The following is a 14,058-nucleotide window of genomic DNA, read 5'->3' as shown; positions in this document are numbered from 1 at the left end:
TCTATTGGATTCCCAATACATTATTTGCTTTGAGCGTAAATGATTTATCACCCACCGAAGCTGTAAGTTCGAATGATATCACTGCATTACCGTTGGCATCCGAAGCAATGGTTACCTGCCCCAAGTCGGCAGTGATCTCTGCTTCATCGATGTTTATGTTTACCGGATACTTGCCGACCGAATAAGTGCCGTCATAATTGTTGGCACCGGAATATGCACCTATCAGTTTGATTTTAATCATTTTGTAGATTCCGGATGTTGGGACGACTACTACCATTAAGTCATTCTCATTATCATCATCAGGCGATACGGATGTATCGCCACCATTGGTGTTGGAAGGTGTATACGTTACATCTGACGGCAAACCGATTACTTTGACTGTTGCAGAATTGGTAGAGACATTGGTTACTTCTGCCAGAACCACGGCTGTTCCTTCTGCAATGGCAGTAATTATTCCCTTTGAATTATCACCTTCTACCTGTGTAGCGGTAAGTACCTTTGTATCGGATGATATCCAATTCGCATCATATGGATTAGAAGCACCTGAAATTGTTGTTGCTTCAATGCCCCATTGAACAGACTGCCCGGCAAATAAGGTGCGGCTATTCCCTTCTTTCCATAATACTTGCTTTATGGCTTCAGTAATTTCTACCGGAATTTCAAGTCGTTTGCCGTTAGATGTGAGAATGAGCTTGGTTGTTCCAACTTCCAATCCTCTCAGGGTGATCATATTTCCATCATATTCACCTACTTCTATAATGGCAGGATTTTCTGCCGTTACTGCCGGCTTGTGGTAAGCATATGACGAGGAAGGCTCAACGCCCGTTGTGATAATGGTTGATCCATTTACAGGCATTTTGATGAATTCATGGCTCACTGTTATTTCATTTACAGGATAACGGTTTGTATAATCCTGTACTTTGAAAGTTGCTACAAGTACGGTATCGGGAGTAATACAGTGAAACTCTGCTTCTCCTTCTTCAATACCTGCACGTACGGTCAGTACAGCATCGAATCCTTGGTCCTCCACATATTCTTCGCTCATCCTGGTAACAACTACCGGGCCGCCTGTTACTACTTCCCAGCGATATGCATCATAAGCAGCTTTAATATCTGCTTCAGCTCCGCTTTCCAAGTTCATTGCCACGCGTACCGTTGTTTCGGTACTGATATCCATCTTGGTTTCGCTGGAATAAGCAAAATACATCGACAATACGTCCTTGCCAGGTCTGGTTCCGATCTCAGGCATGGTAGCAAATTGCTCACCATAGAAAGTAGCCTTGATAGTAGGTGCTACTATCACAGGGCAGGTTGCGCTTGGGGCGGTATTACCTTCTCCTATGGTGACTGTAATTTTTCCTTCGATGGTCTTACGGGGAGCCGAATAATGCACGGTTACCAGTCCTTTCCTCTTATCTACGGTCATCGGCGTTTTGAACGGTTCGAGTCCTTCTATTGTATATTCGGGTTCAAAATCCTCTAAGACTTCTTTGGGAGAAACGGCAAATATGGCAGAATCATGGGCTATGTTGTAACTATGTTTGGACTCTATTATAGCTCCTCCGTCATTCACAAGAGTGATGCCTTTAGGGAGATTAGTAGTGACGATAATAGGGGAAAGACCATACTTGCCATTGGTGAGTGTTGCCTTCAATTTTGTCTGTTTTCCCTGTGCGCCCGGTACGCAGACAACCGCTGTGTCACCAAGTATTTTTGCTACATCATCATCCAATACCGACCATGCAATAGGTGTTTCGATCACTTTGCCGCTCACGTTAGTAACTACAGCCGAAATATTCACCGTATCGCCTACTCTTAAAGTAATATCTGTCGGATTAAGGGTAATATATACCTCCGTTGCACCATCGAGCGTATTGTCTTCATTGCATCCAACGAAAATGCCTGCCCATAAGATGGCTATGAAAAAGAATATTATATTTCTATATAGTTTCATCTTGAAATTTTATTAAAAGTTTACCGGAATTACCAGATTAAATTCGTTATCTTCACTTTTTTCACCGCGTTGTTCAGTCGGTACATCCCAAAACACACGTGTGCTGCCATTTTGTGGTCCGCCAAGGGCTTCTACAAGAGAAGACATTTCAAGTGCATTGTTTTCTGTTTCTATTAAAGGTATCCGACGGAGCTGAAGTTCCAAATCTACGCCCATTTCGCCCTTGGAATAAACGGGGAACAAGCGCGGATAACCTGTACGGCGGAATGTAGTCCATGCCTCTCCGCTCATCGGGAAGTTGGCGATATACTTTTGAGTGATGATCTTTTCCAATTTCAATTCATTCGCATCCGCTTCATTCCACTTCACATCCACTTTCACGCGGCCTTTGATATTGTGCTCTGAATTAAACGGATCCACATAATCCACATCCTTAACCTCTGTCCGATTGATATATTCATCAATAGTCTCCTGTTTGGTAACTCCGTTTTCCTCAAAGGCAAGGCGGATTCCAGCTTCGTAAAAATCTTTGGCAGTTCCACCCATTGCCCATCCTCTGAGAGCACCTTCGGCGCGAAGAAACAGACATTCGGCACGTTTTAAGAAAGACTGATGCATAAATCTAAAATCGTCAGTTAATGTGGCAAAAGGACCGTAACCTGTTTTCCTATCTGTGGTGTTGATGTTTTTCATATAGATGCCGGAACGCATACCATATACGTCGATAGCTGCCGGAATACCTGTATTTTTGTCTACAATATTAACAGGACTTGTATCAAACCAACGTGTCAACAGCGGATTCCTAAAATGCTTAAGAATGTTTTCCAATGATGCATTCAAACGAAGATCGTTCCAACTATTACTAATAAACCACAAACAACATGAGGTTTCACTGATCGGATAGTAAGCTATGTCTTTATCATCTTTTTCAGTAAGTACGCCTATTTCATCAGCCACAGCTTCTTCGGCTTTTTGTTGAGCTTTGGTGGCATCATATTTCACTATATTCATAGCCATGCGAAGCTTAATACTATTCGCAAATTTTACCCAACGTTGCCAGTCGCCGTAGGAAATGGTTTTATTGGGATCTTCAATCTTTTCCAATTCGGTTTTTGACGGTTGGCGTTCTTTTAAGATGGCAATAGCCTCGTCAAGATCATCAAAGATCATGTCGTAAATAGCAGCTCCTTTTTCATAAGTTAATGGCGGAATACGGTTTACATTGCGCCAATCGGTAAAAGGAGCGGCGCCGTAGAAGTCGACTATTTCATGACCGGAATATGCTTGAATAATCAGAGCGACAGCGCGCCATTCGGGCTTTCCAAGCTCTTTGGCATGAAAGATGGCATTTACGGATTGTGTAAAAATCTGATTGTCCATTGCGCCTCCGAGATAGTCATTAGGATAGGCATAAAGGGTGAGTAATGAACCGCCGAAAGAAAATGTTCCTTTTGAAGTAGTCCAATATCCGGCATAATTATCAATATTATTGGCACGATAATATTGATATTTATGAGGAGCCCAACTGCCGTTTGGCTCATGCGAATAATTAATCATATAGGGAATGGCACCACGAAGTTCTTTTTCGAGAACCGTAATGTCGGTGGCTCCTGCACCTGATTCATCGGTATTATCCATATCTTGCTGCTTGCCTATCATCCAAGGGTATTCTTCCTGGAACTGGTCACCGCAACCGGTAAGTATGCCTATTGACAACAAAGACCCGGCAATGAAACCTATTAAACCTGTTATCTTTTTCATTTTTGTATTTTATTAAAAGGATATACTTATTTAGAAATTGAATTTAAGTGTCAATGCATAACTGCGTGTAGTAGGCAATGCATAACAGTCAATGCCGGAATAACCGTTAGCTGCCGATACGGAAATATCCGGATCTACTGGCGAGTCTTTATAGATAAAGAATGCATTCTTTATAGAGAATTGTGCCGTAAGTCCTCTGTTTTTGCCAAACAGATTAGAGAAATTATAGCTCAATGAAATATCACGTACACGGAAATTCGTTGCATTATAAACATGATCTTCCATGGGGTAAGAACCAATAGTGGTATAGTAATTCTCAACGGATACCTTGTTGCCCGAACCATCCGGAAGTTCTTTAAGAATATACTCTTTTCCGTTTTGGGTCACATGTTCACCGTTCAAACGATCTTGAACTGAACGTTCGGAAAGACCGTACAAATCGAGGTCGGGTTCTGTAAGAGACATTACCTTACCGCCGATACGTCCGTCTATGAGGAAATATAGAGTAACGTTCTTCCAAGAGAAAGTGTTATTCCATCCCAGAGTGACAGGGGAGGTTGTATTGCCCACGTAGGTTTCATATTTTCCGGATTCCATCTTAGGTGTGGCGTTTTTATAATTATCGGCCTCATTGATTTCTATATGTCCGTTTTTGTCACGGATGAAAGAGTTAACATAGATGTCGCCATAACGCCCTCCTTCTATATATTTGATTTTGAAAGCATTGGTTCCCATTGTTACAATATATGGTGCTCCACTTTCTGTTTTATAAGTTTCTAAAATGCGATTGTCATTCCAAGCTATATTAAAGCCTGTCTGCCAACGCCAGTCGCGACCAATATTCCAACGATAACCTGCAGAGAATTCAAGACCATAGTTACGGATTTTACCTGTGTTGACAGGCTTAGACTCGCCATTGGCTGTCGTAATTTTAAGGAATTGATTACGAAGAGTAGAATTATAATATGTGATATCGAAATTGAATTTATTATCAAACATCCATACGTCAAGACCGGTTTCAAACGAGGTTGTAGTTTCCGGTTTCGGATCGTCAAACAACGGCGGACGAGTATTTATGGTACCATTACCGAAATCATAGCTTTGCCGAGCGAAAAGAGTATTAGGAATGGGATTACCTACAACAGACCAACTACCACGCCATTTTAATTGGTTGAGCCAATCCAACTTAGGCAAAAATCTATCAATGAGCACATTGACACCTGCTGAATAATAGTCAAAAGATTTATATCCGTTTCCTTGAGTGAACTGCTGAAATGACTGCGCCCATTCCAAACGATAGCTACCGTCGAGATATACCTTATCAAACAATCCGATAGAAGCTGTTGCGAAAATAGCGCTACTCCAATCGGAATAGTTCCAACTGTCATTGGCAGATGTTGCGCTACCATTCGGATTGCTAGGACGGCTTTTCTTACTATTCTGAGGTACGAAAGCATTGGGCAAGCCGCAAGTATCAATATTAGTAGTGATAGATGTATTGCGGCTGTAGTGGCGTGTAAAACTGGTACCTACTGCTGCGTTAATATCAATCTTATCATCGATACGTTCATTGTAAGAAACCATATGGTCGTTGTAAATATCACTTGTGCGTGAATCGCTGGAGTAATATTTTCCACCTACATAGTCAAAAGCTGTACGATTCATGCCGGCATATTCTTCATTCAGATTGTCTTGAAGCACATAGTCTATACTGAATCGTGTCTGATATTTTATGTTTTTCCAGATAATCGCGTCCAGAGTGATATTGCCCAATAGGCGATCTCGTTTTTGTACATCATTATACATATTTGCCACCCAATATGGATTGTTTAGATATTGGTCGTACCAATTCCACGTCTGAACCGGTTGTCCTACCAATTTGGGATTTCCCTTTGTCGGATTGCTTACAATATCATCGGCCATTGTACCGGCATGTTTATAATTATGTTTGAAGTATCGCATGTCAATGTCTGCTGCAGTACGATATAATGGATAAAGTGTACTCAAAGCTTTACCCACAACCGGAGCATTATTCGTTTTTTGATGTATCCAGTTAAGGCTGGTGCTGATATTGACGCGCTTATCAAACAGAGAAAATGCTTCCTTGAACATTACATTGTTACGACGGAAGTCATTATTAGGAATCAACCCGGTTTGATACGTATTATTGTAGGAAAAGTATGTCCGAGAGTTTTCTGTACCTCCACTAAGCGTTATGCCGTTATTGAGTGTTACACCCAAATTGAAAAAATCTTTTACGGCATTACGGGGAGAATTCATCATATATGGTGCAGAAGCTAATTCATCTGCAGTACGTGTACCAATTTCAGGCCCCCATGCCGACCATTGGTTATTGTCACTAATACCAAAGATCTGTTGAGTATGCGGATACATGGCTATCGTTTCAACGGATGTACTGCTGGAAACATCTACCTTAACAGTGCCGGAGGCGCCTGATTTGGTGGTGATTACAATTACACCGTTATTGGCAGCACTACCATAAAGCGCAGCAGCATTAGGGCCTTTTAATATAGTCATATTTTCAACATCTTCAGGATTAATGGTAGACAAAAGGTCATCGCCACTACGCCCACCGCCCAAAGCTATACCATCAGTGACTTGAGTTCCCATGCCATCTTGCATTGGTACACCGTCAATAACGATTAGTGGCTGATTAGTTCCAAGAATAGAAGTGGAGCCGCGAAGTACTATTTTGGAAGCTCCGCCACCTGCACCTCCGTTGTTGGGGGTGATCGTAAGACCGGCACTTTTTCCTTGAAGTGAATTGATAAAATTCGTTTCTTTGATACGGGTTACTTCATCGTTTTTAATAGTTTGCGCTGCATACGTAAGAGTTTTGGCTTCACGAGTTATACCCATAGCTGTTACAACTACTTCGTTCAAAACTTGGGCATCTTCTTTTAAAACAATATTAAAAGAAGTAGCATGAGATACTGACAATGCAGCTTTTTGGTAGCCAATATAGCTGAATTCGAGTATGGCATTGTCATTGGGGATTTCAATAGAATAATTGCCATCAATGTCAGTAATGGTTCCTGTGGTAGTTCCTTTTACTAATACACTTACGCCGATCAGGGGTTCCCCGAATTCATCAGAGACCAAACCTTTGATGATACGTTTGTTTGATTGGGTTGTTTCATTTACCACATCAGTATCTTCAGAAGAGTAGAGTACTAAATAATTATCCTTTATGGTAAATTTTGCCCTTGTGTTTTTCAACAAGTTTGCCATAACAGAAGATAATTTTTGATAATTTGCTTTTACTGACACAATTCGGTTAGGATTTACATCTTTAGTATTATAAACAATACGCAGTGAAGTTTGACGACCAATCTCATTCAAAACTTTACTCAGAGGGACATTAGAAAAATCCAAACTTATGGCTACATCATTTTGTGCTGTAGCATGCATAAAAAATGGAATAAAAAGAAATAGGGAAAACAACAAGAACCCAGTCTTGTACTTCTGATTTTTTTTCATTTAGTATTTTTTTAAGTTAACAAAACGCTACTTGTATTTATATCAAATACGAATTTTCTTATATTAGTTTATTTTGTTCATGCTATTCATGTTAGTTTATTTTGTTTATGTTCTTCGTTGGCTTATTTTGTTTATGCTTTTTGTTGTTCTATATAAAACAACATATATTAATTTTAATTCTTATTTTAAGGCTATCTATTAATATTACAATTCAAGCGTAAGTCTTACTAAATAAAAAAAGTATTTTATTGTGTTTTTTTTATTTAAGCTTAATAATTTATGGATAATAGACCTTAATTAAATAAGAGGATAAGTTTCTATATTACATGAAGCTTATTTCATACCTACAAAACATCCGGATGTTTTGTACTACAACATCCCCATGTTTTCATGCAAAACATGGGGATGTTCTTGGGGTAAAACTATATACTTTGATTTAGCTTAAATATATATGGTATAAATAGAGTAGTATTGTCTCTCTTTGGTGACTATATACTACCTTACAGTAAAGCCCTCTATAAACGATTGTACGATTATAGAGGGCTTATAATTTTGATATATTCTATTGCTAACAAGAATTTACACTGTAAGCAATATATAGTTACTTATTTTTTGTTTTAATTACACGTGGGTATTCCCCAAGATGTATTAGGCTTGTCACCCATTTCCAAAATCAGTTCACCGCCTTTTAGTAATTCGGAAGCCGGAAAGAAGAATTCATTCAGTACTTTACCATTTAGCATGGCACTTTGAACATATTTATTTTTTCTGGAAACGTTCTTTGCTTCGATTGTAAATGTTTTGCCACGATTATAACGTTCTCCCAAGTCGATAATGACTTTCTCATAAAGCGGGCTGGCTATTTCGTAGATCGGATCGATGCGGCATCCGCCATCTGTCTGGAACAGACCTAAGGCGGCCATTACAAACCATGAGCTCATTTGCCCTTGGTCTTCGTCACCTAAGTAAGCATTGGCGATGCCTGTTCCATAGTACTTATCAATGATGGATCGTGACCATTTTTGCGTGAGCCAAGGCTTCTTCGCCCAATTGAACAAGAAGGCAAAATGCATAGACTGTTGATTACCCTGTACTACAGGATAGTCCCAATACTGATCGTTCGGTGCATTGTACCTCCAAGGTTCACTGGCTTCAAAGCCCCAGTTCAGACGATCGATAAAAGTTTCTTCACCGATTGTTTCTATTAATGCCGGAACATCTTGGGGGACAAAAAAACTGAGTTGCCAGGAATTACCTTCTACATAATGATGATCACGTCCGCTTTGGAAGGGATCAAAATCAGGGATAAACTGCCTTGTCGTATCGCGCATGTGTGCATATCCGTTTTGGGGATTAATGGCATTTTTCCACCAACTTCCACGGTCATTGAATATATCGTACTCGGTATATTTTCCCAATGCTTTTGCCATTTGTCCTACCGTCCAGTCATCATATGAGTATTCCATTGTATTGGAGAAACGTCCCTTTTCGATGGGTACATATTTATATTTAAGGTAAGGCAGCAAATCACGGTTACCGGCAAATCCGCCGGCAACACGGGTAGCAGGCGTAGTTTGCATTTTTTTTATCGCTTCAAATGCTTTTTCAACATCATAGTCCCGGATGCCCATTTGATACGCAGAGACTATTAATGGTATTTCGTGCTCTGCCACCATTACGGGGATATACTCCATGCCGGCGGGGCCCTTTGCCAGCCAACCGTTGGAATCGTACATGGCCAGTTGTGAATTTACCCATTTGGAGGTCCATTCGGGAGTTACCAGGTTCCAGAATAGATTGAGATTCCAAAATGAATTCCAGAATGCATCACAACCTAAGGCGACATGATCCGGGTTAGTAAACTTACGTACTTTTTCATCCGGGGACATCCACTCTCCGTTTATATCGCTCCACATATTGCGGCAAAGTGCACGGAACATATTTGTGTAGAAACGTACTTTTTCGATCCGGTCATTGGATGTGATGGTCAGACGATTCAGAATCTCGTTCCATACATCTTTCTGGTTTTGTACAACTGCATTGAAATCCCAGCCAAATTTGTCGCTTATCTCTTTTTGCAGATTTTCTGAGGCATTGGCTATGCTGACCAAAGAGATGCCAGTACGGACTTGGACTACGGGATGCTTTTTCGTATCGAATTCGACATATAATCCGGCGTCTTTTAAATTCTTTCCTGTTATCTGTTTTGAGTCCAGTACCTGATCGTTTTTCCAACCACCGGTTTTCTTTATGGGGGCATCGAATTCAATGACGAAATTTACAACATACTCCTGATCGGCGTCACCACTCCATACCTGTGGGGAAAACTGATGGCAGAATCCTTCTATTCTGTAGTCGCTTACCTGCTTCATTTCTACTTCACGCAGATTGTAATCATACTCAGCCTGAATATGTAAATCAATCATAACCCGGCCGTCTTTATCTTTCGGGAAAGTATATTTCTGGAAACTGGCTCTTTCTGTAGCCGTCACTTCTGCAAGAATCTTTGTATCGGTAAGGAATACTTTATAGTAGCCTAAAGGGGCTTCTTCCGTCCGTTTATCAATGCGTGAACGATAGCCTTCATCGGGACAGAATTGATCGCCTACTGTTGTGAACAGTTTTCCATTGGTCGGCATCATGCCTAATCCTCCCATGGTCCACTCGTGAATATGGCTGAAGCAACCCAATGTTTCAAAAGTGGGTTGATAACCGGCCTGCCATCCCATATTCTGGTTGTCCGGGCTCAGTTTTACCATGCTGAAAGGCATCCATGGGCCGGGAGCTATCATCCATCGGGAGTGTGCAGTGCCTATTTGGGTGTCTACATAGTCCGCCAGTGTCTGTAGAGCCTGGGGGGAACGCAATACGATACCCTTTTCTATCAACTCATTGTTTACCAACACTTGATACATACTTTTCCTGTTTTTTTTAACAGCAGGCATAGGAGCTTCGAAAATAGACCGTGAGGTATCCAGCTTAGCAGCAAATATATCCGTGCCGTCCAGCTTCACTGTTAACTGTGGGGTACCGTTCAGGTGTTCCACATCAATTAAAAGCGGTTGTACTCTTTTGCCTTCCAGTTCTGTTTCATAAGCAGCAGGTGCTACATTGCGTAGAAAAGCGTATTTGTTATTGTCCCCTAATGTAACACGATCCGATCCTTCCAGTAAGATTTGGTCGAATACGATCCAACCACCTTCGAGCACAGAGATAGTAACAATATTACCGCCTTCTTTCAGGTCGGCAGTAGAAAAAGGAAATTCCAGAATCTGTTCTTTGGCATTTTGTACATTGCCTTCCAGTGCCTCTTCGGAATGGCCTTTGATCTCGAATTTCTTTTCTATAGAATTAATTGTGACTTTTACCACCGAGCGATTCGGATTTGAATCTACCAGATCGATAATCAATTTGCATTGTCCGTTTTTAGGTTTTTGGGAGATATTGAACAGAATGTTTGTATCATGTGTTCTCCAACCGGAAGTCCTCCAAGTACCTCCCCAAGTATCATCCGGTCCGGGCATCACATATGGGAAATCTGTTTTATCAGAAGAAGTCCCGATCAGAAAGAACCGGTCTTCATACCCGAAATCGTTAGCTAAAAATTTCTTATAATCAGAGGGGCCTAATGCCAGTTCGGAACCGGAATTATCTCCGTTGCCAATTGTCCATATTATTTTGGCTGTGGCTGTAAAGGTGGAGAAGTAAACCGATAGAAAAAGGAATAATAGCTTTCTGCTCATAGTTGCACTTTCTTTAATTTATGATTTTATTGGATAAGGCTTGCTGCATCTATCTGTTGCAATGCAAAAGTATATGCTCCTAATGCAATGGCTTTATTGGCACCCAATGAGGATACAATTACCCCGATACGTTTATTGCAATCATATAGAACCTTTTTGTCGGTAGAAGGCACTTGGATATGGACGGCTCTGTTTTCCATAAACCTCCTGTAATCGTTCGCGTCCTCCAGATTGCAGACATCCATCTGTAAACAGGGAAATTCCTGCCCTGCAAAAGTGGAGACGGATTGTTTCATCTCTCTCATTATACCCGGCAGAATGTATTTAGCGGCTCCCGCTATGCCGCCACCGATTACTACCAACCCATCGACAATGTGAAGCGCTTGGGTAATGGCTGCTCCGGCCATTTCGCCTAATTCTTCAAAGCTTCTCACGGCCGCCTCACGATTTCCGGAATGCAGGCCTTCTGCAATATCGTAGATATCTTTAGGAGTCAACTTTGAAGCATCTTCACCGCTAAGTTCGGTATATACCCGGCGGACGGCTCTGATACTTACACTTTCTTCTGCTATCAATCCGGGATATTTTTTATTGCGCATGATCCATACGTCACCACCACATCCGTTGTCGCCCGTCAGCAGGCGATTGTCGATAACCACTCCTGCACCGAACCCTGTTCCCAAAGTGATTCCCAATAAGTTTTTATATCTTTTAGGACTACCGGCGGCAGCAAGTTTTTCGTTTATGGCAGGTAATGCACCGGCCAGTGCTTCACCATACGCAAATAAGTTACCATCATTATTAATAAAAACGGGGATTTTAAATTTCTCTTCCAGATATGGTCCTAAAGCTATTCCTCCCCGGAAAGCCGGGAAGTTGGGCAAATCTCCAATGATCCCGTTTTTATAATCGGCAGGCCCCGGAAAAGCAAAGCTAATTGCAACCGGGGTGTCTTCCAACTGATCTTTAACCAAGCTAAACCCTTTTAGCAATGCAGACAAACATTTATCCAGGTTATCAGAAGCAGCCGGAAGACAGACCGGAGTTACAATTTCTTTACATTCTCGAATGGCAGAGAATACAAAATTGGTACCCCCTGCATCCAGAGTCAGTACAATACGCTGATCATGTTTATACATATGATAATAGAATTAAGTTAACCTTACGTTTTTATCAGAATCTCACATAAGCTTTAATAGTCGCACATTCTTTACCGGCAGACTTGCCATAAGGGGAAATGATGTATTCGTTTACATTTGCCGGAATGATAAATGTTTCGGCATAATGAACCACAAATGGCTTAAACGCTCCGTTGGGACTTTCGATGATGGCTTCTTCGCCTTCTATCAGATTCAAGACATTCACACTGTTGTTCGTATGGTGTGTCACAGGTTTGGTAAACCAGTGGCGGCGGGTTTCGATGAATTCATTCGGGTGCAGCCCTGTTCTTTCTTCTCTCCAGCCGTCTCCTTCGGAAATCTTTGTCAGATGGTTGGCCAAATGCTGTTTGACATATTCCGTATCACGTTTCCAGTCGATAACTTCTTTTCCTCTTTCTACGTTTATGGGGCGTGGTTTTCCATCTAATCCTAAACGCTGCCAGTCCCATAACTTGAAAGTAAACAGGTTAGGAGTAGAACTGATTTCAAGTACCAATGCTTCTGAGCCGGAACAATGTACGGTTCCGCCCGGAATCAGATAATGATCGTGTTTCTTTGCGGGCAGTTTATTCACGTACTTCTCCGTATTGAATACTATTTCTCCTTTTTGGGCTTTCCGCAAGTCTTCAATCATTTCATTTTTATCGATACCCGTCTTCAAACCGAGGTAAACGGTAGCACCTTCTTTGGCATCCAATAGATAATAGCTTTCATCCTGTGTGTAGTACATGCCAAAGTTTTCGCGAATGAATTGTGTCGTGGGATGTACCTGTACACTTAGATTACCGCCACCTACCGTATCGAGAAAGTCGAAACGGATGGGAAAGTCTTTTCCGAAACGCGCTTCTACCGGCTCACCCAACAATTCTCTTGTTTTTAAAAGTACGAGATCTACCGATGGCAATTCGAATCGTACACCATTCACTTCAAAATAGAGGCTGTTTTCTTCGGGAACACAATCGAAACACCAACCGTAATTTTCTTTTTCCGGATCGAGATCGCATACTTCTTTCATCCATTGACCGCCCCAGGGAGCCGGATCAAAGAAAGGAACTACGCGGAAAGGAGAATGAACCGTCTCTTCGATTCCTTTGAAAAAAGTGGTTTGATCAATCATTTTAGGCTCAGTTGCTATGTGGGTGTCTAACCAGAAGTCAACCTTGTCAAACAAACTTTCCTTGTATTTATCGCATACTCTCCAATCATTGAAGTAGCCTCTTTTATATTGCAGGGATACTGCGTCTTTCCGGTTGTCTATCCCCAATGCTTTCACTTCATGACGGCGGAAACGCTGTTGGATTTCCCAACGCGCCATATCTGCATAAACCAATACGGCTTCGGCAGGGACTACCATGGCGGCTCCGCTTCCCACAACCACTACTTTTCCTTTTGTCGCAATTACTTCCTCACGCGCTTTCTTCAGTTTGTCCTGGTCAAAATAATCGTTTAGCGTGATATTAGTCACGTAGCCAAATAAGACGTCATCCGTCATAAAGCGGGCTGTCATAGCTTTAATCTCACTTTCCGGTTTCATCAGGTCGCGGGTATCGATAAATAGGGCGGGGGATAAGCGATGGAGTTCATTTATTACTTCTTCCTCATATACCCCTGTATAAAAATCAACGGCTAAAGCCGGATAGGCCTTTAAATGTTCCTCCAGTAGAGAACAGATATTCTCCCATCCTTGAATTACAGTTCCCGAAATTTTAGTAGATGGAAACCGGTCATAATTTGCTTTTCTCATAATGATATGTATTCTTTATAATTTAATTATAGTTCCGGTTGCAACCAGAAACTATAGGCATGATATCTCAGTAAAACCAAATATTCGGAGTGCACCGGCTTTCCCCAAGAGTTATCGCCACCCACTCCCTTTTGTGCATAGTCAATATTCAAATAATAATTTTGCTCTTTTGCCATATTGACGGAAGAGCGCATC

Annotated in this window: 7 protein-coding genes; all 7 read right to left on the bottom strand. The window is 41.4% G+C overall.

Annotated features, from left to right (window positions below; genetic code table 11):
* Nucleotide 1: 1 nt before the first annotated feature.
* The gene (locus QVP90_RS18985; RefSeq protein WP_021937304.1) at nucleotides 2-1,954 is read right to left on the bottom strand and encodes a hypothetical protein; all 1,953 of its coding nucleotides are present in this window, start codon (nucleotides 1,952-1,954) and stop codon (nucleotides 2-4) included.
* A gap of 12 nt (nucleotides 1,955-1,966) precedes the next feature.
* Nucleotides 1,967-3,715, bottom strand: a complete 1,749-nt coding sequence (locus QVP90_RS18980; protein WP_021937303.1) for a SusD/RagB family nutrient-binding outer membrane lipoprotein — start codon at nucleotides 3,713-3,715, stop codon at nucleotides 1,967-1,969.
* A 30-nt stretch (nucleotides 3,716-3,745) separates the two neighbouring features.
* Nucleotides 3,746-6,967, bottom strand: coding sequence for a SusC/RagA family TonB-linked outer membrane protein (locus tag QVP90_RS18975; RefSeq protein ID WP_264380738.1), 3,222 nt, complete (start codon nucleotides 6,965-6,967; stop codon nucleotides 3,746-3,748).
* Nucleotides 6,968-7,833: 866 nt separating this feature from the next.
* Entirely contained in the window at nucleotides 7,834-10,959 is a 3,126-nt protein-coding gene (locus QVP90_RS18970) for a GH92 family glycosyl hydrolase (RefSeq protein WP_021937301.1), read from the bottom strand.
* 26 nt (nucleotides 10,960-10,985) lie between these two features.
* Nucleotides 10,986-12,098, bottom strand: coding sequence for an ROK family protein (locus QVP90_RS18965; protein WP_021937300.1), 1,113 nt, complete (start codon nucleotides 12,096-12,098; stop codon nucleotides 10,986-10,988).
* A gap of 34 nt (nucleotides 12,099-12,132) precedes the next feature.
* Entirely contained in the window at nucleotides 12,133-13,863 is a 1,731-nt protein-coding gene (locus QVP90_RS18960; protein WP_007479654.1) for a class I mannose-6-phosphate isomerase, read from the bottom strand.
* A 26-nt stretch (nucleotides 13,864-13,889) separates the two neighbouring features.
* Nucleotides 13,890-14,039 (bottom strand): hypothetical protein, encoded by a 150-nt coding sequence (locus tag QVP90_RS18955; protein WP_288204933.1) that lies wholly within the window; start codon nucleotides 14,037-14,039, stop codon nucleotides 13,890-13,892.
* Between the last annotated feature and the right edge of the window lie 19 nt (nucleotides 14,040-14,058).

Origin of the sequence: Bacteroides sp. CAG:189, assembly GCF_000432295.1 — a bacterium.
Taxonomy (GTDB): domain Bacteria; phylum Bacteroidota; class Bacteroidia; order Bacteroidales; family Bacteroidaceae; genus Bacteroides; species Bacteroides salyersiae.
This window is presented reverse-complemented; position numbering and strand designations above follow the sequence as displayed.